Origin of the sequence: Mesorhizobium sp. UC74_2, from assembly GCF_042701485.1 — a bacterium.
Taxonomy (GTDB): domain Bacteria; phylum Pseudomonadota; class Alphaproteobacteria; order Rhizobiales; family Rhizobiaceae; genus Mesorhizobium.
This window is the reverse complement of sequence record NZ_CP170562.1, coordinates 1,232,276-1,256,707: the sequence shown is the minus strand read 5'-3', so window position 1 is coordinate 1,256,707 and position 24,432 is coordinate 1,232,276. Positions and strand designations below refer to the sequence as shown.

General features: G+C 61.4%; 21 protein-coding genes and 2 pseudogenes. 5 read left to right on the top strand and 18 right to left on the bottom strand.

Going from position 1 to position 24,432, the window contains the following annotated elements; genetic code table 11:
• Window positions 1–28: 28 nt before the first annotated feature.
• From ACFJIU_RS05910 to ACFJIU_RS05900, 3 genes and pseudogenes are all read right to left on the bottom strand, one after another.
• Window positions 29–341, bottom strand: a pseudogene (locus tag ACFJIU_RS05910) (DUF6958 family protein).
• The gene (locus tag ACFJIU_RS05905) at window positions 334–864 is read right to left on the bottom strand and encodes a GFA family protein (protein WP_379068639.1); all 531 of its coding nucleotides are present in this window, start codon (window positions 862–864) and stop codon (window positions 334–336) included. The pseudogene ACFJIU_RS05910 and the gene ACFJIU_RS05905 overlap by 8 nt, the downstream one beginning before the upstream one ends.
• On the bottom strand, window positions 861–1,499 hold the full coding sequence (locus tag ACFJIU_RS05900) for a TetR/AcrR family transcriptional regulator (protein ID WP_379068636.1): 639 nt from the start codon (window positions 1,497–1,499) through the stop codon (window positions 861–863). The genes ACFJIU_RS05905 and ACFJIU_RS05900 overlap by 4 nt, the downstream gene beginning before the upstream one ends.
• Window positions 1,500–1,874: 375 nt before the next feature.
• Here ACFJIU_RS05900 and ACFJIU_RS05895 point away from each other — a divergent pair, with 375 nt between their 5' ends.
• Window positions 1,875–3,206: a tlde1 domain-containing protein gene (locus ACFJIU_RS05895; protein ID WP_379068633.1), complete on the top strand. Its 1,332-nt coding sequence runs from the start codon at window positions 1,875–1,877 to the stop codon at window positions 3,204–3,206.
• Between the two features lie 67 nt (window positions 3,207–3,273).
• Here the strand turns inward: ACFJIU_RS05895 and ACFJIU_RS05890 are convergent, their stop codons facing one another.
• A complete protein-coding gene (locus tag ACFJIU_RS05890) occupies window positions 3,274–3,555 on the bottom strand; it encodes a hypothetical protein (RefSeq protein WP_379072974.1) in 282 nt (93 codons plus the stop codon).
• 392 nt (window positions 3,556–3,947) lie between these two features.
• On the opposite strand from ACFJIU_RS05890, the gene ACFJIU_RS05885 reads away from it, so the two are divergent.
• A complete protein-coding gene (locus ACFJIU_RS05885) occupies window positions 3,948–5,123 on the top strand; it encodes a hypothetical protein (RefSeq protein ID WP_379068630.1) in 1,176 nt (391 codons plus the stop codon).
• Between the two features lie 193 nt (window positions 5,124–5,316).
• Here ACFJIU_RS05885 and ACFJIU_RS05880 read toward each other — a convergent pair whose 3' ends face one another.
• From ACFJIU_RS05880 to ACFJIU_RS05870, 3 genes are all read right to left on the bottom strand, one after another.
• Entirely contained in the window at window positions 5,317–5,628 is a 312-nt protein-coding gene (locus tag ACFJIU_RS05880) for a hypothetical protein (protein ID WP_379068627.1), read from the bottom strand.
• Window positions 5,629–5,972: 344 nt separating this feature from the next.
• On the bottom strand, window positions 5,973–6,611 hold the full coding sequence (locus ACFJIU_RS05875) for a DapH/DapD/GlmU-related protein (protein ID WP_379068624.1): 639 nt from the start codon (window positions 6,609–6,611) through the stop codon (window positions 5,973–5,975).
• Window positions 6,612–6,652: 41 nt separating this feature from the next.
• A complete protein-coding gene (locus ACFJIU_RS05870; RefSeq protein WP_379068622.1) occupies window positions 6,653–7,156 on the bottom strand; it encodes a CreA family protein in 504 nt (167 codons plus the stop codon).
• A 205-nt stretch (window positions 7,157–7,361) separates the two neighbouring features.
• Between ACFJIU_RS05870 and ACFJIU_RS05865 the strand changes: the two genes are divergently transcribed.
• From ACFJIU_RS05865 to ACFJIU_RS05855, 3 genes and pseudogenes are all read left to right on the top strand, one after another.
• On the top strand, window positions 7,362–7,937 hold the full coding sequence (locus ACFJIU_RS05865; RefSeq protein ID WP_379068619.1) for an SCO family protein: 576 nt from the start codon (window positions 7,362–7,364) through the stop codon (window positions 7,935–7,937).
• Between the two features lie 40 nt (window positions 7,938–7,977).
• Window positions 7,978–8,850, top strand: a complete 873-nt coding sequence (locus ACFJIU_RS05860; protein ID WP_379068616.1) for a 50S ribosomal protein L11 methyltransferase — start codon at window positions 7,978–7,980, stop codon at window positions 8,848–8,850.
• Window positions 8,851–9,134: 284 nt separating this feature from the next.
• A pseudogene (locus ACFJIU_RS05855) lies at window positions 9,135–10,960 on the top strand (aminopeptidase P family protein).
• A gap of 23 nt (window positions 10,961–10,983) precedes the next feature.
• On the opposite strand, the gene ACFJIU_RS05850 reads toward ACFJIU_RS05855, so the two are convergent.
• From ACFJIU_RS05850 to ACFJIU_RS05800, 11 genes are all read right to left on the bottom strand, one after another.
• On the bottom strand, window positions 10,984–11,280 hold the full coding sequence (locus ACFJIU_RS05850; RefSeq protein ID WP_129414252.1) for an AzlD family protein: 297 nt from the start codon (window positions 11,278–11,280) through the stop codon (window positions 10,984–10,986).
• On the bottom strand, window positions 11,277–12,029 hold the full coding sequence (locus ACFJIU_RS05845) for an AzlC family ABC transporter permease (protein WP_379068613.1): 753 nt from the start codon (window positions 12,027–12,029) through the stop codon (window positions 11,277–11,279). Before ACFJIU_RS05845 ends, ACFJIU_RS05850 begins: the two co-directional genes overlap by 4 nt.
• Before the next feature lie 171 nt (window positions 12,030–12,200).
• Entirely contained in the window at window positions 12,201–12,902 is a 702-nt protein-coding gene (locus ACFJIU_RS05840) for a DUF2461 domain-containing protein (protein ID WP_379068610.1), read from the bottom strand.
• The gene (ligA, locus tag ACFJIU_RS05835) at window positions 12,902–15,115 is read right to left on the bottom strand and encodes an NAD-dependent DNA ligase LigA (protein ID WP_379068607.1); all 2,214 of its coding nucleotides are present in this window, start codon (window positions 15,113–15,115) and stop codon (window positions 12,902–12,904) included. Before ligA ends, ACFJIU_RS05840 begins: the two co-directional genes overlap by 1 nt.
• Window positions 15,116–15,312: 197 nt before the next feature.
• Entirely contained in the window at window positions 15,313–16,983 is a 1,671-nt protein-coding gene (recN, locus tag ACFJIU_RS05830; protein ID WP_379068605.1) for a DNA repair protein RecN, read from the bottom strand.
• A 61-nt stretch (window positions 16,984–17,044) separates the two neighbouring features.
• On the bottom strand, window positions 17,045–17,938 hold the full coding sequence (locus ACFJIU_RS05825; protein WP_379068602.1) for an outer membrane protein assembly factor BamD: 894 nt from the start codon (window positions 17,936–17,938) through the stop codon (window positions 17,045–17,047).
• A 199-nt stretch (window positions 17,939–18,137) separates the two neighbouring features.
• Window positions 18,138–19,082 (bottom strand): UDP-3-O-acyl-N-acetylglucosamine deacetylase, encoded by a 945-nt coding sequence (gene lpxC, locus ACFJIU_RS05820; RefSeq protein WP_379068599.1) that lies wholly within the window; start codon window positions 19,080–19,082, stop codon window positions 18,138–18,140.
• 269 nt (window positions 19,083–19,351) lie between these two features.
• Window positions 19,352–21,037: a cell division protein FtsZ gene (gene ftsZ, locus ACFJIU_RS05815; protein WP_379068596.1), complete on the bottom strand. Its 1,686-nt coding sequence runs from the start codon at window positions 21,035–21,037 to the stop codon at window positions 19,352–19,354.
• A 72-nt stretch (window positions 21,038–21,109) separates the two neighbouring features.
• Window positions 21,110–22,417 (bottom strand): cell division protein FtsA, encoded by a 1,308-nt coding sequence (gene ftsA, locus ACFJIU_RS05810; protein WP_379068593.1) that lies wholly within the window; start codon window positions 22,415–22,417, stop codon window positions 21,110–21,112.
• Entirely contained in the window at window positions 22,414–23,355 is a 942-nt protein-coding gene (locus ACFJIU_RS05805; RefSeq protein WP_379068590.1) for a cell division protein FtsQ/DivIB, read from the bottom strand. The genes ftsA and ACFJIU_RS05805 overlap by 4 nt, the downstream gene beginning before the upstream one ends.
• Complete coding sequence (locus tag ACFJIU_RS05800) at window positions 23,343–24,269, bottom strand: D-alanine--D-alanine ligase (protein WP_379068587.1); 927 nt, start codon at window positions 24,267–24,269, stop codon at window positions 23,343–23,345. The genes ACFJIU_RS05805 and ACFJIU_RS05800 overlap by 13 nt, the downstream gene beginning before the upstream one ends.
• Between the last annotated feature and the right edge of the window lie 163 nt (window positions 24,270–24,432).

Here is a 24,432-nt window from a genome sequence, read left to right as displayed (position 1 = left end):
CCGGCACCCGCCCAATCGGTCCGTCATTCTACCCGATGAGTTCCGTTCGTCGAAACAGCCGCACCGGCTTCATCGCAGCGCGGCGTATGACACCTTTCGCCTCCAGATCGAGCTGGACGGCCTTCAACCACCAACCCGCCTTGGCCCCGCCAGGCCATAGATCCTCGGGAAGATGCGGCAGCAGCGCATCCTTGGCTTGCCACCGTCAAACCGGGCGGGTCGTTGGGCAGGACGGCAAGCAATGCCTCGCGCATCGCCGTGTATTTGGTGCGGTCCACCTTCTGCCTGTGATGCGGCGAGACGACGTTTTCGATCTCTATCCTGTCGGCAGCGTCAGGCATGGATCTCTCCGTTCACCGCGATCTTTGGGCTGCGGAAGCCCATGGCCGCCCACGCCCGGAACAGACGCCAGTAGAAGGCCAGCGATTGCTGCTTCAGGTTCGGGACGTCGTTCGGCAGCACCGAAGCATCCGGCAGGTCGGCCGTCATCGTCCGCAGCTCGAGCGGCGGCAACGCGCCCTTTGGCCACAAGCCGGCATAGAGGCTTAGCCAATGCCCGCCCTTGAATTCGAGGAAGACCGGCGTGTTGCAGCAGGAAGCCACGACCCGACGCGTTCCAGCCTGCGGCGTGAGACGAAATTCCTTCAGATGATCCGCTCCACTTACGATCCGGACATGATCCTTGCGGTGGAAGACGAAAGGGGTCGCGCCATTTGCATCCACGACCTGCCCGGCACCGGGAAGCTTTTCCAGCCGGACGCCCGCCTCGCGACAACTGTTGCAGCAGCATTCCACGCTCATCATCGGTGTTGAGCCGACCTCCAGTCGGACCTTGCCGCATGCGCAACCAATCATCGTACTCATGATGTCTGTCCCTCCTCCGGACGACCGAAAAGCAGCCTGATGTAGTGATCGAGATGGTCGAGGCTTTCCCGCGCCAGTGCCGGATCATTGCCGGCCTTTGCCAGAACGAAGGCGCCCTGCAGCACGGTCTGCGTGTGTCGCGCCAGACTCCCGGCTGTCCACTTCCCTGACACGCCGTATCTTGTTCGGGCCGCCTCGATATCCGCTTCGAGCGTGGCCGCATGGCCAAAAATGCTGCGCCCGCACGCTTCGCGAATGGCTGGCGATGTCGCATAGACCTCCTGCGCCATCGTGCCGACGAGGCAGCTGAACTGCGCGATCTCGCCCTCGATGATCGACTTGCGGAACGCGACATAGGCGAGCACCCGGTCGAGCGGGTCGTCTGGCACATGATAGGGGGCGGCGGCAAAAAAGGCCGTGGTCCCCGCCGACCAGTCTTCGGCCGCGGCGATACCCAGCGCATCCTTGCTTTTGAAGTGATGGAAATATGCACCTTTGGTCACCTCCGCAGCCTGGCACAGGTCTTCGACGGAGGTTGCGGCAAAGCCCCTGGCGCGAATGGCGTCGCGCGCTGCGTCAAGCAGTCTGTTTCGGGCATCACCACGGTCGGGATTGGTCTTGGTCGGTCTAGGCATTCTCGATACATACCGTACGTACGGTATGTATGCAAGTCTGAACTGCTTGCTGGATTTTTTCGTGCCCGGGGGCGGCCCACACGACCCGCAAGAGCAAAAGTAAACACACGTCCCATCCTTCCCCTGCGTCATTTTTTCTACGCCAGGGGTCGAAAATTCTTGCCAGCAAGCGATTTTGCCGCTTTCTTGCCTTTTTAGGAGGGTTTTTCGCGGCGGGCTCCAATCCAACGAGGGGCGACACAGGGATTGGTTAACCATCTTTGTCCATCCTTTGAGATAATCGGCAAAGGACCGCCACGCGCGACCGGTATTCCGGCGGGCGAATTGGTAAGGCGGGTTCTGCGTGTTGCGCCGATTGAAGGAAGTTCGGTCGGCATGGCGTTCGTGCGTGAAAAATTCCGGGGCAATGGCCCCGCCTCCGGTTTCAGGACAGTGCTGGCCCGCTCCGCAAGGATGGCAGGCTGGGTAGCCATCCCCACGGCAGGCGCAGTGCTGGCGATATGGTCGCTGGCAACCGTTGCCGGCGCCTATTCCGCCGCGACATCGATCCGCGCCAATGCACATTTCCTGCCAACGCGCGTCAGCATCGCCAGCGCCGACTCGCAATCGATGGAAGCGGCCTCCAAACTCAAGCAGGCGCTGGTTGCACATGAATGGGCCAAGCGCCGCCAACAGGCAGCAGCGGCCGAGGCAGCCGACAAGGCTGAAAGGCTGGCAGCCGCCGAGGCCGTCCAGCAGCAATCACCATTGGATGAGCGTTTCGCCCGCGCCCTCGGCACGCCGGATGCCGATCGCTTTGGTCCAGGCATCGGTGAGCCGGAACGTGCGGCGCGTGTCGCCCTCGCGCTGGCCACTCCGTCAAATATGGAATTGGGCTTCGCCGAAGCCACTCCGACACCAGCTTCCGCCGTGCGCGAAGTTCTGGTGGCAAGCCTTGTCCTGCCCAACCAGGAAGACGATGCCGACGATGAGGAACAGGTCGCGCTCGCCGACACCGGCGAAGTAATCGAAGGTCCCGATTTCGCGGCAGTGCCTGAAAACGCACCACTACCGGCCTACCGTCCACGCGCGGAAGAAGGCACCAAGCCGGAAACCCGTCGCCGCGCCGACGCCGAACCCGGGAGCGACGACGAGCCGGTTCGCAAACCGGCAAAACGCATCAGCCAGCCGGCCCAGCCTGTGCTCGCCTACGCCCGGCCGGACAATCCTTCCGAAAGCGGCGGTCTTGGTCAGGCCTTCCGCAATCTGTTCTCCTCGCCCGGCGGATCGAGCGCCAGGGCCGGCAATGGAACCGCCGTCTACGATATCGCATCGGCCACCGTCACCATGCCCGACGGAACCCGGCTGGAAGCCCATTCCGGCATCGGCTCGATGGCCGACAACGTACGTTACGTGAACCAGAAGATGCGCGGCCCTACCCCGCCCGACACATACAAGCTGTCGATGCGCGAATCCCTGTTCCATGGTGTCGAGGCAATCCGCCTCACTCCCGTGGACGGCAAGGTCAAGCATGGTCGCAACGGGCTACTGGCTCATTCCTACCTGCTGCGCGGCGGTCGTGCGGAATCGCATGGTTGCGTTGCCTTCAAGGATTACAAGCGCTTCCTCGCCGCGTTCAAGCAAGGCAAGATCAAGCGACTGGTCGTGGTTGGCGGCGGCTCGCGGTCCAAATCGACGACTGTAGCCGACAACGGCCGCGGCGTCTGAGATCGGCCTTTCCCGATCGAGGACCGCCGCCGCATAGCGGTTCCCGTGTCCGTAACGGTTGCGGATCCTACTTCCGCATCTCTTTCAGCTTGTCAGCAACAGTCGCCGCAAGATCGGCGTAGCGCTCTTCCAGCCGTTCGGCAGCGGCGATCACCGGGAAATCGTGGCCGAATTTCTCCAGTGCCTGGGTGAGCTTCTCTGCAAAATCGGCCTGCTTGTCGAGCGCCGAAAACAGCGCCTGCACCTGCTCGGCACTGATGTCGGGATGCGCAAGCATGTCTGGCACCTCGCGGCCCATGCGTTCGCCGGTTGCCGTTTCATGCTTCAGTATCTCCAGCCAGTCGGTCACGAAAACAGCCTGCGGTATTTTCAATCCGCTCTCTTTTAGCGATTCAGGCCGGATACGCCAACCGCCGGCCGGAAAACCTTCTCTTCTTGAGAAAGAGAACAAAACCACCAGCCTCCGCAAGTTGATGCGACAACCGAGGAGATAGCGAGCAAGAACAGCTCTATTTCTATTACAGTACATATGGAAAAGGTAATATATCCTTATCCATTTTCTGCGAGCCTGATCTTGCAGGCGACCACGCCTGTAACTCCGCCTTGAGCGGTACCTCAAGCCCCTTCCGTCTCGCATGCGCGGCGGAAGGGGTTTAGGGCCCGCCTCCCCTGAGGACCAGGCATGTGGCTCGACATTCCAGCGCCGAAGCAACCGACCGGATTCCGGGATAAATGATGGCCATGGCGCGCGGCGGATTTGTCTTTCTAACCGCCGGCGCAGTGTTCGCCCTCGCTGGTGCGGTGGCGTGGGCCGGCGAGACAGTCGAACCGACCCTCACCACCAGCATCGAGCGCCATTACACGACCAATGCGATGGAGAGCGACCGGCCGATCGCCGACTGGTATTCGCTGCTGCGCAGCACCCTGTTCCGCAAATGGGGCGACAACGACGCCTATATTTCACTGAACGCCGAAGGTCGGGCGACCCGCCACGACTCGGTCACCATCGAGGACGACACCGCCGGCGGCATTCAGGTTCAGGCTTTTCGCCGCTTTGCCGGTGGGCTCGAACTGCGCGGCACGCTTGCCTACAACGCCACCAGGGATGGTGACCACATCGACATCGGCCCCTTCACCATCGGAACACGCACGCTGAAGCAGGTTGCCAGCGGACAGGTCCAGGTCGGCCTGGACCTCGGCAACCAGATGGCGCTCATCGTCGATGCCATGACAAGCATGGAGAAGGTCGGCCTCAGCCGTTTCGAAGACGACATCTTCCTGCCCGCCCGCCTCGATCCCGACAAGCGCAACGTCCAGATCGCCCTCAAGCTCATCCGCACTGTCGGTCAGTTCACCTTTGGAGTTCAGGGCTCGGCGTTACGCATTGCCGTCGAACGCCTGGGCGAGCCACCCGTCGGCGTCTCACTCAACCAGTTCGGCCTGCGCGGCGAGATCACCTACACCGGCACCGGCGGCGCCACCGCTGCGCTGGCAATCGGTGCAGAACTCCTGCACGGCGCCGACGATACCTATTCGCGTATTCGTCCGGCCTGGCAGTTGTCCGTCGTCAAACCGTTGCCGAAGGGTTTTGAGCTGCGTGGTACCTGGTACGGTCGCTACGAGACCGCCGACAGCGACGATCCGCTGGCTTCCTGGGTCAATCGTGGTGAATTCGAGGTCTCCTACAAGCTGCGCGAGAACCTGAAGCTGGCCTCCGGCGTCGCCTGCGAGTTCAAGCGCAACCTGCTTTGGGAAAATGTCGAGCGCAAGCGCGTCTTTTATGCCGAGGCCACCTACGATGCCAGCGCCAGGGCATCAGTGGTGTTGCGCGTGGACGTCAATCGCATCCACAAGACGGTGATCGACATAGACGAGAACACCGTCGACACTTTTATCGGCCTGCGCGCCAAGATCTGACCGCCGCGAGAGCGTTTCTGTTTCTCTCGGAAACGAGGAAAGCTCTGGCGCTTTGTCTCTACGCAATTCCGGACGGAAAACCGCTACGCCCTTTTCCTGGAATTGCTCCATCAAACAAAACAAGGAAAAGCGGAAGGGTCTTCAACCCTCCCGCCCCTTCGGTCGCCTTGTTCAGGCAAACCGCCCCTTCTTGTTAGTGCCGGCCCAGCTTGTAGCTGTTGCCGCCACCCAGAATGCTGTTGGTGACCTTGCTGACACCAGTGCCGACACCGAGGATGCCAACACCCACGCCATTGAGAATGCCACCCACCTGGGTGTTGTTGCCGCTCAAGATCGGCGATCCATTCAGGATGCCAATATCACCGAGTGCGATGCCGGGAGAAATGTTGATGAGTCCACCGCCCGAGTTGTTGTTGTTACCCCGGGAACCAAAACCGCCCGCATAAGAGCTGACAGTCGAGAATGAAACAACTGCGACAGTGAGTACAAGTGCGAATTTCTTCATGACTTCTCTCCTATTTACAACAGTGTTTACTTCCACCTATTCATCAGTACCTCTGGGATTGGATAGTACACATCAATAAAAAGCACACAAGCATGAGCATGTAATAATCTACGAATACACGGCGTTTTCCATTTTTTAACTTTAATCTTTTACGTTAAATAATTTGGTTACCATGATTGGTTAAGATAAGGCCGCCGTTGACTTGCACGAAAACTCGTGACCGAGCCGTCATGGTTAAGATGCTGATCTACGTATCGCCAGACACGGCTGGAGCGCTGCGCTTTAGCGGAAACGCAGATGCAATCCCGAACGCAAAAGCCCGCTGCGCACCTGGCTGGGTTGCTCTAGGCCTGAGCTTCCCACCGGTCGAGAAAGATCTCGATTTCCAGCGCCTGCATGTCGGGGATAGCCCTGGCAAGCTGCTCCGGCGACCAGTCCCACCAGGCCAGTGCTTCAATCCGGGCGGCTATCTCTTCAGAAAACCGCCGGCGCAGCCTTCTGGCCGGCACCCCCGTGACAATCGTGTAGGCGGGAACATCTCTGGTCACCACTGCATTGGCACCGATTACCGCGCCGTTGCCGACTGTCACCCCAGGCAGGATCACCGCACCATGGCCGATCCACACGTCATGGCCGATGCTGACCGGTTTTGAGCGCCGGCGCTCGCGAAAAACGCCGTCCACGCCAAGCCAGCGGAAATACTCATTCGGCCGATAGCTGACTTTATGCGTGGTCACGCGCTCCATCGGATGTTCGAGCGCATTGATGCGCGTGTTGGCGGCGATCGAGCAGAATTTGCCGATGATCGTGTAGATCGCTTCGGCATGGCGCTCGAAATAGGAGAAGTCGCCCACGGTCACCTCGCGCAGCACGACACGCTCGCCGATGGCCGTATAGCGGCCAAGCCGACACGACTTCAGTTCCGCGGTCGGATGAATGCGCGGTTCCGGATCCTTGGGCACGAGGTCGTCGGTACGGTCCATGACGCGGCTTTACGCGCCGCCGGCACGCCCCGCAAGCCGGTCTATTGCGGCTTGCCGTTCTTCCAGGTGACGTTCTGGCCATACAGCGGTACGGTCGAGATCGCCATCTTGGCCGATCCGTCCTGCACCTGGCGCGAATGCGAAAGATAGACCAGCGTGTCGTTGGCCTTGTCGTAGATCCGGTTCACCACCTGTTTCTTCCAGATCAGGCTGATGCCCTGTTTGAACACCTCTTCGCCGCCTTTGCTGAAGTCGATGTCTCCGATGCTGATCGGCCCCGTCTGCTGGCACGAAATCGCCGAGTCCGACGGGTCCTCGAACCAATTGCCCTTTTGCAGCCGATCGATGACGCCACGGTCGAAATAGGAAACGTGGCAGGTCACACCCTCGACCTTCGGATCCTTGATCGCTTCCACGATGATGTCGTTGCCAAGCCAGTCGACGCCGACCTTGCCGACCTGCTGCGCCAGTGCCACCCCTGCGATACCAACAAAACAGGCAACGAGTGCCCCGCCGATCAGTTTTCGTCCGGTCCGAGAGAACAAGAAACCCTCCTTGTGTTGGCCGATTGTGATTTCAGTTGGGATCAGCCGCCCCATCTTGCAAGCTTTTTAGACGACAGGTTGCGGCAATGACGCACTTTGCGCTCATTCCGGCAAGGCGATAAGGTTTCGCCGAACATGCCGCCTGGTGTTCTGCGAAACCAAGCCGGCGGCCTTGAAATGGCTCCTGTCCCGGATCGTTCCCACAATGCGCTCTATTCTCGTTGGTATCCTCGTTCTCATGGCTGTCGGCATCGGCTGGCTGACCTTCAACTGGTATCGCAGCCACTTTGGCGGCGAGCCTTTTGGCGCCCCCTTCGCGCTGACCGATCAGACCGGCAAACCCGTGACCGAGGCTGCTTTCCGCGGGCAGCCGACCGTCGTGTTCTTCGGCTTCACCCACTGCCCCGAAGTCTGTCCGACCACGCTCTTTGAACTGGCCGGCTGGCTGAAGACGCTGGGCGACGAAGGCAAGGACATCAAGGCCTACTTCGTGTCGATCGATCCCGAACGTGACACGCCAGACGTCATCAAAAACTATGTCACCAACTTCTCCGATCGCATTGTCGGCATCACCGGCGAACCCGACAAGGTGCGCGCCATGGCAAAGTCCTTCGGCATCTATTTCAAGCGGGTCGATACTGGCGGAGGTGACTACACCATGGATCACACCGCTTCCGTGTTGATGCTCAACCGCAAGGGCGACTTCTTCGGCACGATCGCCTATGAGGAAAATCCCGATACCGCACTTGCCAAATTGAAGCGGCTGGCCAAAGACGGCTAATCAGCTTTTCAACGCGGCGCATGCCGCAAGACAGGTGCCCATGGGCCAGACGCGCCTCTATCTGACCGCAACCAAGGCCGAGGCCGATCACATCTTCGCCGTCCTCGAAACAGTCTTCGAGGACGACGGCCTGCCACTCGCAGTGCTGGAACTCGACGAGGAGCGCGACCTGCATGAGGTCTCGCTTTACGCAGACGGCGACATAGAGCCGGTCGAGGCGCGGCTGAAGGCAGAACTGACGGCCCTTGGACTGGCCCGACCGGTCGAGCGCGAAGTATTGCCCGACGTCGACTGGGTGGCGCGCTCACTGGAAGGCCTGAAGCCCGTACGCGCTGGCCGCTTCCTGGTGCATGGTGGCCACGATCGGCAGAAGCGCCATGCCGGCGACATCGCCATCGAAATCGAAGCAGGACTGGCTTTCGGCACCGGTCATCATGGCACCACCGCCGGCTGCCTGGCCATGCTGGAACGTGTCGCCATCCGCGAGAAACCACGCAACGCGCTGGATCTTGGCACTGGCAGCGCAGTGCTGGCCATCGCATTGGCCCGTCTCGCCCACATTCCAGTGCTCGCCACCGATATCGACCCTGTCGCCGTCGACGTTGCCGCCGCCAACGCGCGACTGAACCATGTAGCCGGTTTGGTCGAGACCGTGACCGCGCCCGGCTTCCATCATCCCATCTTCGCCGCCCGGGCGCCCTTTGACCTTATCGTCGCCAACATCCTTGCCAAGCCGCTGATGAAACTTGCGCCGGAGATGGCGAAGTACCTGGCGCCCGGCGGCTCCATCGTGCTTTCCGGCATCCTGGATCGCCAGCGCGATGCCGTCGTGGCAGCCTATGCCGGCCAGCAGTTCCGGCACCTGCGCACCACTCACCGCGAGGGCTGGGTGACGATCCATCTGAAGCGCTGAGCTGGACTTGGAGCGTTTCCATTTTTCATGGAAACGCGGAAACGCTCCAACTCTTTGTTCTGACGCAATTCCGAACGGAAACCGCTACGCATTTCCTGGATTGCTCGGGAGCGTTTCCATTTTTCATGGAAACGCGGAAACGCTCCAACTCTTTGTTTTGATGCAATTCCGGACGGAAAACCGTCGCATGCTTCTCCTGCAATTGGTCCAGCGCGCCGATTGTCAGGCGTCGACCACGCGGCTACGGTCCGGCCACACAATCGAACAATGACAGGTTTGCATCGATGTTCCAGACTTTCGATCCCGCCGGCGATCCCACCGTGGGCAAACCGCATGTCGCCAGGCTGCGTGGCTGGCTGAGCGAGAATGGCCTTGACGGTTTCCTGGTGCCCCGCGCCGACGAGCACCAGGGCGAATACGTTCCGGACCGTGCTGCAAGACTACGCTGGCTGACCGGCTTCAGCGGGTCAGCCGGAGTGGCCATCGTGCTGCGCGATCGCGCCTTCATCTTTGTCGACGGCCGCTACACGCTGCAGGTGCGCGCCGAAGTCGATCTCGACATCTTCGCGATCGAAAGCCTGATCGACAATCCGCCCGCCTCCTGGATCCCGGAAAATCTCGGCAAGGGTGCGCGCCTTGGTTTCGATCCATGGCTGCACACGGTTGGCGAGGTGAAGGCACTGAAGGCCGCGGCGGCAAAATCGGGCGCGGAACTGATACCGGTAGCCGAAAACCCGATCGACATCATCTGGGATGATCAGCCCGATGCGCCGATCGCGCCGGTGGAACTGCACCCGCAGGCTTTTGCCGGCGAGCTTGCCAAGGATAAGCTGGCACGGCTCGCTTCCGCGATCGGGAAGGAAGGCGCCACACATGCCGTGCTGACCGACCCCTCTTCGATTGCCTGGGCCTTCAACATTCGCGGCGGCGACGTACCGCACACGCCACTGGCACTCGGCTTCGCCATCCTTGCGGCCGATGGCAAGCATCAGCTGTTCATGGACAGCCGCAAATTCTCGCGCACCGTTGCGGCCTATCTCACCCAACTCTGCGACCCGCACGAGCCGGCAGAGTTCGAAGGGGCAATCGTGGATCTGGCAAAGAACGGCGCCAAAATCGCGCTCGATCCGGTGCTGGCCGCCGACAAGCTGCGCACGCTGGTGGAGGACAATGGCGGCACCGTCGTTTCCGCTGCCGATCCCGCTCGAATCCCTCGCGCCGTCAAAACCAGGCCGAGATCGCCGGCAGCCGGGCTGCGCATCGCCGCGATGGTGCGGCCATAGCCAAGCTGTTGTGCTGGCTCGACCGCCAGAAGCCGGGAACGCTCGACGAAATCACCATCGTCAGGCAGCTGGAGCAGGTGCGCCGCAAGACCGGGGAGGAAACGCAGATGCCGCTGCGCGACGTTTCCTTCGCGACCATTTCCGGCGCCGGCCCCAACGGTGCCATCATGCACTACCGCGTCTCCACGGAGACCAACCGCAAACTCGCCAGGGACGAATTGTTCCTGCTCGATTCTGGCGCGCAATACCAGGACGGCACCACCGATATCACCCGCACGGTTCCGATCGGCAAACCGACGGATGAAATGCGCGAGCGCTTCACCTTGGTGCTGAAAGGCATGATCGGCATTTCGATGCTGCGCTTTCCGGCTGGCACGCGTGGCTCGGAAATCGATGCGGTCGCACGCATGGCCCTATGGCGCCACGGGTGCGACTTCGCGCATGGCACCGGCCACGGCGTCGGCTCCTACCTTGCCGTGCACGAGGGACCACAGCGTATTGCACGCACCGGTACGGAAAAGCTTCTGGCAGGCATGATGCTGTCCAATGAGCCTGGCTACTACAAGGAAGGCCACTACGGCATCCGCATCGAGAACCTGATCATCGTCACCCCGGCCGAAGAGATCGAGGGCGGCGATATTGCCATGCATGGTTTCGAGACGCTCACCCTTGCCCCCATCGATCGCCGGCTGATCCGCACCGATCTTTTGACCAAAGCCGAGCTTGAATGGCTGGATGCGTACCACGCCCGCGTGCTCGCCGAGATCGGCCCGATGGTCGATGGCGAAACGCTGGCCTGGCTGGAAAAGGTGACGGCGCCTCTTTGAGGCGCCTGTTCTGTAAGCAGGTTCTAGGCCATGAACTGTCGTGCCAGGATCAGCACGGCAGCTCCGGCAAGGAACATCGACAGCAGGCCGCCGCGCAGCGAGACCGCGCCTGCGACGATCAGCGCTGCCCATTCGGCAGGGCCGGCACTTAAAACCGCAGGCGCAACCAGCGTCGTCAGCACAGCCGCCGGGACGGCATTCAATCCCGCCTCGACACGCGGATGCACCCGTTCGAAGCGCGAGATGACGAGATGGCCACCAACGCGGGTGAGATAGGTGGCGATCGCAGCCGCAATAATGATCCAGAATGTCGCACTCATGGCTGCTCCTCCCCTTCTATGCCGGGTTTGGTGCCGACGCCGCTGTGATGCGGCGGCAGGATGACGGCGAGCAGGATGCCGGCAACCGCGCCGATCGAGACATGCCAGGGCGAGCCGACCGTCTTGTAGGCGATGATCGATGCGATGGCGCTCACCACCACCACCGGCAGCCACAGCGGGCGTTTGCGGAAACCCATGACCAGGCCGAAGAAGTAGATTGGCAGCAGGAAATCGATACCGAGCGAATGGGTATCGCTGATCAGCCTGCCGAAATAGGCGCCAAGCGCCGTTTCAGCCACCCAGAACACATAGACCGGCAGTCCAAGCCCGAGATACCAGATGAAACTCACCGCCTGGCCGGTTTCCGCCTTGCGTTCGGAAATGGCGTATTGCGGATCGGTGAGGATGAAATAGCCAAGCACCTGCTGCACGATCGGCCAGTGCGAGATGCGCCGCCCGATGCCTGCCGAATAGAGCACATGGCGGAAATTCACGGCGAAGATCGAAAGCACGATCAGCCACGGCGCGACATGCTGGCCGAACAGTTCGATGCCGACCATCTGACTGGCACCGCCATAGACGGCGGCGCTCATCAAGGTCGCCTCGAAAACCGAAAATCCGTTGTCGACGGCGAGCGCCCCGAACAGCATGGCGAATGGCGCGGAAGCCACCACGACCGGCGTGCTGAGCCGCACCCCGTCCCAGAATTCGCCCGCTCTGGACCTCTCGGCGATTGCTTCCGATGACATCGGTCACTCCCTTTAGAGCGCAGCGCATCCGCTCGGACGCGCAAGGAACGCTCCAACACCTTGAATCTGCGTATCGCGCTGGAAGGGTGACATGTAGGTAGCCAGCTGCCGGATGTCACACCAATTCGCTTGAGCCAAACGATCAGCGAAAATGATGCTTTCCAGTGCGCTTCAGCCCTGCGGGATCGGCATGACCGTGCCTTGTATTGCCCTGCCCCAGTCGAGCAATGGCCGGGCGCGAATGACGAAATCGAGCAGGATATCAGCCAATTCCGGCGTGTGGATGGAAGCCTGCTCAACCTCCTGGCGTACGACGAAATGCCGGTTGCGGATCGCGGCTGCAAGGTCGGCATCGGTGACGTGTTCAAAACCACGCGGCATGCGTTTCATGGCGCCCTGCATGCCGAGTTCCAGCTTGCCCTTTTTCAGCACGGCCACCAGCTTGCGGAACTGTTCCGGCTTCGTCTCGATGGCGCGCCGCATTGCCTGCAGCATTGCGGTCTCCGGCTGCCACCATGCAACCGCGGCGAAACTGGCATCGAGTCCCAGATGAAAGAAGAAAACGCCCTGCTCCATCTTGGTGCCATCCGGTGACAGGATCGCAGACACATGCGTGGTGTAGGGGCGCTTGTCCCTTGAGAAACGCACGTCGCGGTTGATACGGAACAGCGACTTCTTGCGGTCGCCGCGCAAGCCGAGCCCCGCGGCGCCGAAGCGCTCCGAAAGCGTCTCGACGAGGTTGCCGAGCGGCTCGCGCAGCTCGCTTTCGAACAGATCGCGGTTTTCCTGAAACCATTCCCTGCTCTGGTGAAAATCCAGCGCCTTCAGGAACGGAAGGGCCTTCTGGCCAAAGCCGGTGAACGTCTCCGCCATCACCCGCTCCGTCCGACCCTCTCGAACCAGGTGTCCTCGTCGATGACCTCGATGCCGAGATCCGTTGCCAGCTTGAGTTTCGAGCCCGCGCCGGGCCCGGCAACGACAAGGTCGGTTTTGGCCGAGACCGATCCCGCAACCTTTGCGCCCAGCCGTTCGGCCATCGCCTTGGCTTCCGAGCGCGACATCTTCTCCAGGGATCCCGTGAACACCACGGTCTTCCCGGCAACCTGGCTGTCGGCCGACACATTGACGACATAGGGCTTTGGGTGGACCTGCTGCAGCAATGCGTCCAGCACATCATCGTTGCGCTCATTGCCGAAAAAGTCGCACAGCGCACCGATCACCGTATCGCCAATGCCGTTGATGGACGGGAAGATGGTCTTTGGATCATTCGCCTTGGACGCTTCCTTGCCAACGCGGATGAACTCTTCCGCCGTCGAGAATGTCTTCGAAAGTGCGGCAGCCGTCGTTTCGCCGATGTGACGGATGCCAAGCGCGAAGATGAAACGATCGAGCTCCGGCTCACGGCGCGCATCTATCGCGTCGAACAGCTTTTCGAGCCCTTCATAGGTACGTTCTTCGGCGGTCAGCACCTTCTTGCGGGTCGCGCCCTTGGCGGCCTCGCGCGCCTGCGCCTGCGCCTCGCGCCTCTCGAAGAGTGCCTGCTGAACCTCCACGCGCCGGTCTTTCAGCCTGAAAATATCGGCTGCGGTCCCGAGAAGACCGGCATTGAAAAACAGGTCGATGTTTTCGGCCCCCAGGCCTTCGATATCCATTGCACCGCGCGACACAAAATGGCGCAACCTTTCGACCGCCTGCGCCGGACAGATCAGTTCGCCGGTACAACGCCGTCGCGAATCCTCCTTACCGGTCTTCTCATTCACCTCGCGCGTCGCTGCCGAACCGCAAACAGGGCACGTGTGCGGAAACTCATAGGGCACGGCATCGGTGGGACGTTTGTCGACCACCACGCTGACGACCTGCGGGATGACATCCCCTGCCCGCTGAATCACCACCGTATCGCCGATGCGGATATCGTTGCCCTCGCGGATGGGCTCGCCGTTGCTGTCGAAGCCCTTGATGTAGTCCTCGTTGTGCAGCGTCACATTGACGACGGTGACACCGCCTACCGTGACCGGATCCAGCCGGGCTACCGGCGCCAGCGTTCCGGTGCGGCCGACCTGGATGTCGATCTTGCGCACGATCGTCGTCGCCTGCTCGGCGGGGAATTTGTGTGCAACCGCCCAGCGCGGCTCGCCTGTGACGAAGCCCCAGCGGCGCTGCAGCTCAAGCTGGTCGACCTTGTAGACGACGCCATCGATATCATAGCCGAGCGAAGACCGCTGCGCCTCGATAAGCTTGTACTGCGCGATGAGTTCATCAACCGATCTGGCGCGCACCATCAGCGGACTGACCTTGAATCCCCAGTCGGCGAATTTCTGCACCGCCTCATATTGCGTCGGCGCTGGATCCTCGGACGTGTACCCCCAGGCATAGGCAAAGAATTTGAGGTTGCGGCTGGCGGTAACGGACGGATCCTTCTGCCGCAACGAGCCGGCCGCCGTGTTGCGCGGATTGACATAATCCTGGCCACCCGCAGCAGCAGAGCGTTCCTTCAAGGCCTGGAATTCGGCATAGGTCATATAGACCTCGCCGCGGATTTCGATAATTTCGGGCCAGCCCGAACCCTTCAGCCTGTGCGGGATGTCGGCGATGGTCTTCAGATTGGCGGTAATGTCCTCGCCAACCGCACCATCCCCACGCGTGGCGCCCTGGACGAAAACACCATTTTCGTAACGAAGCGATGCGGACAGCCCATCAATCTTGGGCTCTGCCGTGAAAGCAATGTCGAAATCCTTGTCGCGCTCGAAGAAACGTTTCGCCCGCTCCAGGAAATCCACCACATCCTGATCGGTGTAGGCCTTGGCGAGGCTGAGCATCGGTACGGCATGACGAACCTTGGCAAAGCCTTCGGCCGGCGCCGCACCGACAGATCCTGTCGGACTGTCGGATCGTACCAGATCTGGAAAGGCCTCTTCGATCGCAGCATTACGCCGCCGCAAGGCGTCATACTCCGCATCCGTGATGATGGGCGCATCCTCGCCATGATAGCGGCGATCATGCTCGCTGATCTCGGCGGCCAGACGCGCGAGTTCTGCCGACGCTTCTTCGGCACTCAAGGCTTCGATGGGCTTGTTCTGTTCAGACATGGCGCGACCACTCCCCAACTGCGGGACCTAGAGCGTTTCCGTTACCTACGGAAACGCGGAAACGCTTCAACTGCGTTTTTCTATGCAATTGCGGACGCAAACCGCCTGCGCTTTTGCTGGAATTGCTCTGAAGTCATCGGCAAATTTCTTTGGAAAGTAAACCGCTTCCGCTGCTCCCGGCCGTCACTCCCGACAGTTCACGACGTGACTTTATTCTCCCGCAGCAGCCTCTCGGCCGCCGCCCTCGCTTCGTCGGTAATGCTGGCACCCGCCAGCATGCGAGCGATCTCTTCCTGTCGCGCACCCCGATCCATCTCTGCGATACCGGTAGCGACACGGTCCGTGCCTGACTTCGAAATCAGGAAATGCGTCGCCGCGCGCGCCGCCACCTGAGGTGCATGGGTGACGGACAGCACCTGCACGCGCGTCGACAGCCTCGCCAGTCTCTGGCCGATCGCGTCGGCCACTGCGCCACCCACGCCAGTGTCGATCTCGTCGAAAACGAGGGTCGGGGCCGAACCACGGTCGGCCAACGCCACCTTGAGTGCAAGCAGGAAGCGCGAAAGTTCGCCACCGGAAGCAACCTTCATCATCGGCCCCGGCCTGGTGCCAGGATTGGTGCGCACCCAGAACTCGATCAGGTCGATGCCCTCTTCCAGCCGATTGGCCGGCTCGCTGGATATCTCGACGATGAACTCGGCCCGCTCCAGCTTCAGTGCAGGAAGTTCGGCCATCACGGCCTTGGCGAGCCCAGTGGCCACGGCATGGCGTAGCCCGGACAGCTCTGACGCCAGCAGATCATAATCCTCACGCGCCACGGCTGCCTGTTTTTCCAGCGCGGCAAGCCTCTCCTCACCGGCGTCCAGATCGGCAAGGTCAGCGGACATCGTGTCGCGCAGCTGGGCAAGATTGTCGACGACGACATTGTGTTTGCGTGCGGCCGCACGCAATGCAAACAGCCGCTCCTCGGCCTTTTCCAGCCGCTGCGGATCATATTCGGTCGCACGCAACGCAGCCTCGACGCCTGACTGTGCCGCATCGAGCGAGATCATCGCTTCGTCCAGCGATTTCACCACATCTTCAAGCAGGCCAGGCGCTTCGCTGGCCTTGCGTTGCAAGCGCCTGAGCAGGCTCGCAAGTTGCGGCAATGGCGATGCGGGGCCGGACAGGACGTCCTGGGCATCATGGATTTCCGCAGCGATCTTTTCAGCCCGCATCATGACCGCGCGAAGCTCGGCCAATTCCGTTTCTTCGCCGGGTTGCGGATCGAGCTTGGCAAGTTCCGCCACGGAAGCGCGAAGATAATCTGCTTCCCGCGCCGCGGCTTCTACCTTGGCACGGTGACGCGCCAGATCCTGTTCGGCCTGCCGCCAATACCGCCAGGCCTCGCCCGTGCGATGCACGACACCGAGATGGCCGCCGAAGGCGTCAAGCAGATCCCGATGCGCGCCGGGGTCGACCAGTGCGCGGTCATCGTGCTGGCCGTGGATCTCCACCAGCGCTCGACCGATATCGCGCATCAGCGTCACTGACGACGGCTGGTCATTGACGAAGACGCGTGTGCGCCCGTCCGCCGTCTGCAAGCGGCGCAGGATGATATCGCCATCATCCTCAATGGCATTCTCTGCGAGGATTTCTCGCGCCGGATGGTTGCGCGGAACGTCGAAGACGGCCGTTACCTGGCCCTGCGCCGCACCATGTCGCACCAGGGAGGCATCGCCACGCGCGCCAAGCGCCAGCGACAGAGCATCGAGCAGGATGGATTTGCCGGCGCCGGTCTCACCGGTCAAAACGGAAAGGCCCGGCGCGAAATCAATGTCGAGCCGTTCGATCAGGACGATATCGCGAATCGATAGCCTGGAGAGCATCGGCGCTCTATAGCATCAAGGATAGCTGCGCGCGCCCCATGAGGCGCGCGGTATGAAAGGATCAGGCGCCGCCGGTAATGAGCTTGCCGGCCTTGGATATCCACGAGCCGGCATTCTCGCGCGGCTGCAAGCCGCCGCTTTGCAGGAGCTTGTAGGAGTCCTTGTACCACTGGCTGTCCGGATAGTTCTGCCCGAGGACGGCTGCTGCGGTCTGCGCTTCGTCGACGAGGCCCAACGCAAAATAGGCTTCGGTCAGACGTGCCAGCGCTTCCTCGATATGGCGGGTGTTGGAATAGTTCTCGACCACATTGCGGAAGCGCTTGATCGACGCCAGGTATTCCTTGCGCTCCAAATAGTAGCGACCGACCTGCATTTCCTTGCCGGCCAGCTGATCGTTGGCGTAACGGATCTTGGTCTTGGCATCCTCGACATATTCAGAATCCGGCCAGCGCGTCACCAGTTCCTGCATGGTCTGGATGGTGAGCTTGGCTTCCTTCTGATCGCGGGTCACGTCCTCGATCTGTTTGTAGTAGCTGAGGCCAATGATGTACTGCGCGTAGGCGGCCTCATCCGTGGAAGGATAAAGTGTCAGATAGCGCTTGGCCGCGCTGATCGCGTCGTCATACTTGCCCTGACGATAATTGGTGAAAGCCCCCATCACCATCGATTTGCGCGCCCACTCCGAATAGGGGTGCTGACGATCGACAGCGGCAAATTTCTTGGCCGCTTCATCGAGGCGGCCGGCATTCATATTGGCGAGGCCCTGATTGTAGAGCACGTCGGCGGGCTCGGTCTGCTCGACATAGGTCGACAGGTCGATATCCTTTTCCGAGGACATGCAGCCCGAAAGCGCCAGAGGAGCAGCGAGCACCGAAAGTGCGAGAAAAGCCGCCGGGAACGGCGATTTCAACGCCGCAAGTGGCGCCTTCAACTGGTCGGCCTGTCTGAAAAACATGATCGAAATTCGCCCTCTCGGCGCCATTGCCCACGTCGGCGAGCAGCCATAAACCAAAAACAGCGCGCGCGGCAACGCTATCACCCCGCAATCGTGCAATTTTGTGGCGCAATCCGCCATGAATTGAGGATCAGGATTTCCCAGCCGAAGTGGTGCGCCCGTGCAACAGGCGCCCTTTCGACCAGGAAGCCGACGAAATTCAGATCGTCCAGGGTGCGTATACCGGCGCGCTGATCGCACTCATCTCGCCGGAACGGCCACGCCGGGTCGTTTCCACCACCTCGAAGGCAGTGCGATCCGACAGCAGACGACGAAGCGCCGCCGCATTCAGCCGATGGCCACCGCGATAGGACCGGAAGCAGCCGATGAAGCGCGCGCCAGCCAGAGCCAGATCACCCATGGCATCCAGCGTCTTGTGCCGCGCGAACTCGTTTGGATAGCGCAAGCCGCCGACATTGATGACGCGATGGTCGTCACCGATCACCAGCGAATTGTCGAGCGACGAGCCAAGGGCGTAACCGGCCGCCCACAGGCGCTCAACGTCTTTCATGAAACCGAAGGTGCGCGCCCGCGCGATTTCACTGCGGAAAGTGTCCGCGGTAAGATCCGTGGCGAAGCTCTGCCGCCCGATTGCCGGGCTCTCGAAATCGATTTCGACTTCAAAGCGGGTCCCCGAATAGGGACGGAACTCCGCCCAGGAAGCACCGCTCTCGATACGGACTGTCTTGAGGATGCGGATGAAGCGGCGCTTCACCGAGAGAATCTCGATACCGGCCTGATCGATAGCCTCGACGAACTCGATCGAGCTGCCGTCCAGGATCGGCACCTCACGCCCGTCAATCTCGATCACCATGTTGTCGATGCCAAGCCCGAGCACGGCGGCCATCAGATGTTCGACCGTGGCAATGTGCTGGCCGGCTGGATCGCCGAGCATGGTGCATAGGTCGGTCGCGCCCACCTCGGAAACCAGCGCACGGAACTCCCGCATCGGCTGCTCACCATCCATCAGGTGAAAAACAATGCCCGTGTCGGCATCGGCAGGCAGGAATTGGATGGTGACGGTATTACCGCTGTGAACGCCAATACCGGTCAATGTCGCGCGTGATTTCAGCGTTGTCTGGTAGTCCTGCAAGCTGATCCCCATGTGCCCTTATGGCGCGGCCAATCGGCTTTTCGGTCGCTGCCTTTGATCTTCCAGCCAGCGGGGCACATCCCCAAAACACCCACTGCCGTTGTTGCCCGCGGAAGATAGTGGCCCCTCAGGCATACTCCAAATCACGCTTTCTTACCCGATGTAACGGCTACGGGAGTATAAAAGCAACGTACAAGTATCTGTTTTTCCACGACTATTAAAGCGAACAGGCAGGCGGTCGCCCGCCTGCCTGTTAACAACTGTTACAATCCGTCAGAAGATCAGTTGGCCTGCCTGCGCAGGAAGGCCGGGATTTCCAGCTGATCGTCCTCATGAGTCGCTCGCTGCTGCGGAGCGAAGCGGCCATGATCGTCGGCCTGACCCCGGCGCGGAGCGTAGAGTTGCGCATCCTGCGGCGCGAGGCGACGCACCTCGGGGGCTGCCTGGCGCAGCTTCGGTTCGCGTGGCTGTGCCGGCTGCAGGCGGGCCGGCTCCTCCTCGCGGCGGGTCAAGCCGTTGGTGAGCCGCTTCAAAAGGCCCATCGGGCCACGTTCCTCGTGGTCGACCGGATGCTGCTTTGCCTCGACTTCGGCGCGCACGACCGGCGGGAAATCTTCCACGCGCGGCATGCGAGGCTGCGCTGCGACCGGCTGCGGCGGAGCCATTTCACGCACAGGCTGCGGAGCCGGCTGCGGCGCAACCTGCTGCATCACGGGGTGAGGCTGTGGCTGGGCCGGTGGTGCCTGGAACAGCTTGCTCTGCGGACGGAAATCATCCTGCGGGGCGGCCTGGGCTACGCGCGGCTGCTGAGCAAACGCAGCTGCATTGGCCTCTGCCTGCTGGATGGCTTCCGCGACCGGATCAGCGGCACGCGTCTCGTGCAGGGCCGGTTGCGGCATCGGAGCAGTGCGCACCTCGGCGGCCTGAGCGGCCGCCGGGCGCGCCGGCACCTTCGGCTGTGCGGCACGGATCGAAATCGGAGCAGCGGCGATCTGCTCGGCCGACTTGTCGATACCGGTCGCAACGACCGAGACGCGAATGACGCCTTCGAGATCCTCGTCGAAAGTCGCACCCAGGATGATGTTGGCATCCTGATCGACTTCTTCGCGGATACGGGTCGCCGCTTCGTCCACTTCGAACAGGGTGAGGTCGCGGCCACCGGTGATCGAAATCAGCAGGCCCTTGGCGCCCTTCATCGAGGTCTCATCGAGCAGCGGGTTGGCGATTGCAGCTTCGGCTGCCGCCATTGCGCGGCCTTCGCCGCTGGCCTCGCCCGTGCCCATCATCGCCTTGCCCATCTCGCGCATCACCGAACGGACGTCGGCGAAGTCGAGGTTGATCAGGCCTTCCTTGACCATCAGATCCGTGATGCAGGCAACGCCCGAATAGAGCACCTGATCAGCCATGGCGAAGGCGTCGGCGAAGGTGGTCTTGTCATTGGCCAGCCGGAACAGGTTCTGGTTCGGGATGACGATCAGGGTATCGACGCACTTCTGCAGTTCCTCGATGCCCATATCGGCCGTCTTCATGCGGCGCTGGCCTTCGAAGTGGAACGGTTTGGTGACCACGCCCACCGTCAGGATGCCCTTCTCGCGAGCGGCACGTGCAACGACAGGAGCTGCGCCCGTGCCGGTGCCGCCACCCATGCCGGCTGTGACGAAGCACATGTGGGTGTTGGACAGATAGTCCGTGATCTCGTCGATGCATTCTTCGGCAGCGGCGCGACCGACTTCAGGCTGCGAACCCGCGCCGAGACCCTCGGTAACATGCGCGCCGAGCTGGATCAGGCGCTCCGACTTCGACATGGTGAGCGCTTGCGCATCGGTATTGGCCACGACGAACTCCACGCCACGCAGGCCCGCCGTGATCATGTTGTTGACCGCATTGCCGCCGCCGCCGCCGACACCGAAGACGGTGATGCGTGGCTTGAGCTCGGTGATGTCCGGCTTTTTCAGATTGATCGTCATAGTCCTCGTCCTTTTGCCTTTACCGCCGCTTCGCCGTCGCGGCCGCTTATGGGGCTGTCCCCGTCAACTCAACTAAAAACTGTCTCTCAACCACTGACCCATGCGGTGAAGTCTTCCCCCTGTTCCAGTCATCTTGAAACGGGAAGCTCCAAAGGCAGGATGGCTCTCGAAGGAAGCAACCTGCGGATAGATCATGAGCCCGACCGCGGTCGAGAAAGCCGGTCCCTTCGCCGCTTCCGGCAACCCCGCAACGCCAAGCGGGCGTCCGACACGCACATTGCGTCCCAGCACACGACGGGCTGCTTCCGGCATGCCGGCAAGCTGGCTGGCACCGCCGGTCAGAACGACCCGCTTGCCCACCACATTGCCGTATCCTGATTTGCTCAGCCGCTCGCGCAACAGCTCCAGGGTTTCCTCGATACGGGCCCGGATGATTCGTGTCATCACCGAACGCGGAATTTGCAGCGGTGCCTCGCCCTCCTCGCCGATCGGCTGGATGGTGACGAGATCGCGATCGTCCGAGCTGCCGGGCAAGGCCGAGCCATGCATCACCTTCAGTCGCTCCGCTGCGTCCAGCGAGGTCGACAGGCCCTTGGCCAGGTCGAGCGTGACGTGGTTGCCCCCGACGGGGATCGAGTCGCCGTAGACGAACTTGCCTTCCGAGAAGACGGAGATCGTGGTGGTGCCACCGCCCATGTCGATACAAGCGGCGCCCATTTCCAGTTCGTCGTCGACAAGCGCCGCGAGGCCCGCGGCATAGGGCGTGGCGATCAGACGCTCGACCGACAGGTGCGAGCGGTTGATCGCGAGTTCCAGATTGCGCAGCGGCGCCGAGTCACCGGTCATGACATGCATGTCGACGCCAAGCGTGTCGCCGACCATGCCGCGCGGATCGCGCACGCCACGCTCGCCATCGAGCGAAAAGCCCACAGGCAAGGCATGCAGGACTTCGCGCTCGGATTTCAGCGCTTGCTTGGCGCCAGCCCCAAGCACCCGCTTGATGTCGTTTTCGTCGACTTCATGACCGCCAAGATTGATGGTGGCATTGAAGCTTTCGCTCTTCAGGCGGCCCGCCGTCATGTTGACGATCAGCGAGTCCACCGTGAGGCCCGCCATGCGTTCCGCTGCATCCACCGCCAGGCGGATGGCGTGTTCAGCGCGATCGAGATCGATGACGACGCCCGACTTCACACCGTGCGATTTCTGGTGGCCGATGCCGATGACCTGGATGCGATGCGAGCGGCCACGCAGCAGGTGGCCCTCCTCGCAGGGCTTGAGTTTCGCCACCACGCAGCAGACTTTACTCGAGCCGACATCAAGAACCGTCAGCACGCCAGACCGACGCGAGGCTCCATCATTGTTGCCGCCGAGCCAACTCATATCTGCTGCCCCGCCTTGCGCTTTGCCATCTTGGCCTGTTCCTTCAGCGCCGCCTCACGCGCGGTCGTCGCTTCTTGCGTCAACTGCACCGTCAAACGATCGGAGAGGCGCATGTCGATCGAAGCGATGTCGCGTGACAGCAACCCCTTCTCGCGATCAAGGCGCACGAGCTCGGCCATCGCCTGATCGACATCGAACTCTGGCAGCTTGATGACGACGCCGTTGTCCAGCTTGATGTCCCAACGCCGGTCACCGACACGGATGTAGCCACGGACCCTGGAGGCAAGCTCAGGGAAACCGGCCACCTTGGCCATCAGTGCCGGCGCATGTTCTGGCGCGCCCTGCCCGACCAGCAGCGGCAGTTTCGACTGATCGCCGCCTGTGTAAGGCGCAATGATACGACCATCCTTCTCGATCACCGACAGTTCCGTGCCTCGCTGCCAGATGGCGAAAGCCTGACGCTCGTCTATGCGCACCTCGAGAAGATGCGGATAAACCTTGCGCACCGCCACCGACTGGATCCAGGGCAGCAGCGCGATGCGCTCGCGCGCACCTTCAGCGCTGAAACCAACCAGCGAGGTCCAGCCGTTCAGATCGAGCTTGTCGAGAATGTCGATTTCCGACGTCTCGCGATTGCCGACCACTTTGATCTGATCGACTGCAAAGCCCGTTCGGGCAGTCACATCCTGCACGAAGCCATCGAGATGCCCGCCGAGATAGGCACCATAGGTCAGGGAGGAGGCAAGAAACACGGTATTGATCACAGTCGCGGCGAAGGGCGGCGCATCGAACTCGCCACGCGTGAGCCGACCGAGCGTGCGCACGGGCTTGCGCAGCATCCTGGGCAGAACGAAACGATCGAGCCACGAGGACGCACCGAAGCGGGCGCGCGGCATCGCACCCTTTCTTCCGCTCTGTCCCCAGTTCAACGCCGACAAGACGCGTCCTCCACCATCCAACTCAACAGCTCGCCGAACGAATGCCCTGCCTGGGCAGCGATCTCCGGCACCAAAGACGTCGGCGTCATACCCGGCTGCGTGTTGATTTCGAGCCAGACAACCTCGCCGTTTTCGGAATGACGGTCGTCGTAACGGAAGTCCGACCGGGAGACGCCCCGGCAACCGATCGCTTGGTGAGCCTTAAGGGCCAGTGTCTGTATTTTTTGGTAAATATTTAGTGAAATTTTAGCGGGGACTTCGTGTTTTGATCCACCTGGAACGTATTTTGAATCATAATCGTAGAAGGAATGGCCGGTCGGAATGATCTCGCAGACACCGAGCGCCACATCACCCATCACGGCGCAGGTCAATTCGCGCCCATGGACGTAACGCTCGACCATGACCTCCTCGCCATAATTCCACTCCGGCGACGAGATCAACTGCGGCGGATGCGACTGATCCTCCTTGACGATAACCACACCAAAGCTGGAGCCCTCATTGACAGGCTTGACCACGTAGGGCGGCCTCATCGGATGCTCACTCTTGATGGTGAAACGGTCGATGACCCGGGATTCAGCAACCGGGATCCCGACAGTCTTCGCCACCTTCTTGGCCTGCTCCTTGTTCATGGCGAGCGCCGAAGCCAGCACGCCGGAATGTGTATAGGGAATCCCAAGGAATTCGAGCACGCCCTGGATGGTACCGTCTTCACCATAGGGACCATGCAAGGCATTGAAGACGACATCCGGCTTCAGCTCAGCCAGGACAGAGGAAACATCGCGCCCGACATCGACCCGAGTAACCTGATAACCCTCCGCCTCAAGCGTATCGGCACAAGCTTTCCCGGAAGACAAGGACACGGGCCGCTCGGACGAAAAACCTCCCAGCAGGACGGCCACATGTTTCTTCTTCATCACCCCGTCATCCCTCTAGCGGCGGGTTCACACTTCCATTTCCAGACATGAATCTCACATGTCCGGAGAATGACTTCCCCAGATGAAACGCGGCCCCACGCGTCGAACGACTCAAATCAGGAAACGCTGTTGCCCCAAAGAATCAGAGAGTTGATTCACTGAC

Coding starts and splice junctions, on each gene's coding strand:
- ACFJIU_RS05905 (WP_379068639.1), bottom strand. CDS start 864: ATGAGTACGATGATTGGTTGCGCATGCGGCAAGGTCCGACTGGAGGTC.
- ACFJIU_RS05900 (WP_379068636.1), bottom strand. CDS start 1,499: ATGCCTAGACCGACCAAGACCAATCCCGACCGTGGTGATGCCCGAAAC.
- ACFJIU_RS05895 (WP_379068633.1), top strand. CDS start 1,875: ATGGCGTTCGTGCGTGAAAAATTCCGGGGCAATGGCCCCGCCTCCGGT.
- ACFJIU_RS05885 (WP_379068630.1), top strand. CDS start 3,948: ATGGCGCGCGGCGGATTTGTCTTTCTAACCGCCGGCGCAGTGTTCGCC.
- ACFJIU_RS05880 (WP_379068627.1), bottom strand. CDS start 5,628: ATGAAGAAATTCGCACTTGTACTCACTGTCGCAGTTGTTTCATTCTCG.
- ACFJIU_RS05875 (WP_379068624.1), bottom strand. CDS start 6,611: ATGGACCGTACCGACGACCTCGTGCCCAAGGATCCGGAACCGCGCATT.
- ACFJIU_RS05865 (WP_379068619.1), top strand. CDS start 7,362: ATGCGCTCTATTCTCGTTGGTATCCTCGTTCTCATGGCTGTCGGCATC.
- ACFJIU_RS05860 (WP_379068616.1), top strand. CDS start 7,978: ATGGGCCAGACGCGCCTCTATCTGACCGCAACCAAGGCCGAGGCCGAT.
- ACFJIU_RS05850 (WP_129414252.1), bottom strand. CDS start 11,280: ATGAGTGCGACATTCTGGATCATTATTGCGGCTGCGATCGCCACCTAT.
- ACFJIU_RS05845 (WP_379068613.1), bottom strand. CDS start 12,029: ATGTCATCGGAAGCAATCGCCGAGAGGTCCAGAGCGGGCGAATTCTGG.
- ACFJIU_RS05840 (WP_379068610.1), bottom strand. CDS start 12,902: ATGGCGGAGACGTTCACCGGCTTTGGCCAGAAGGCCCTTCCGTTCCTG.
- ligA (WP_379068607.1), bottom strand. CDS start 15,115: ATGTCTGAACAGAACAAGCCCATCGAAGCCTTGAGTGCCGAAGAAGCG.
- recN (WP_379068605.1), bottom strand. CDS start 16,983: ATGCTCTCCAGGCTATCGATTCGCGATATCGTCCTGATCGAACGGCTC.
- ACFJIU_RS05825 (WP_379068602.1), bottom strand. CDS start 17,938: ATGTTTTTCAGACAGGCCGACCAGTTGAAGGCGCCACTTGCGGCGTTG.
- lpxC (WP_379068599.1), bottom strand. CDS start 19,082: ATGGGGATCAGCTTGCAGGACTACCAGACAACGCTGAAATCACGCGCG.
- ftsZ (WP_379068596.1), bottom strand. CDS start 21,037: ATGACGATCAATCTGAAAAAGCCGGACATCACCGAGCTCAAGCCACGC.
- ftsA (WP_379068593.1), bottom strand. CDS start 22,417: ATGAGTTGGCTCGGCGGCAACAATGATGGAGCCTCGCGTCGGTCTGGC.
- ACFJIU_RS05800 (WP_379068587.1), bottom strand. CDS start 24,269: ATGAAGAAGAAACATGTGGCCGTCCTGCTGGGAGGTTTTTCGTCCGAG.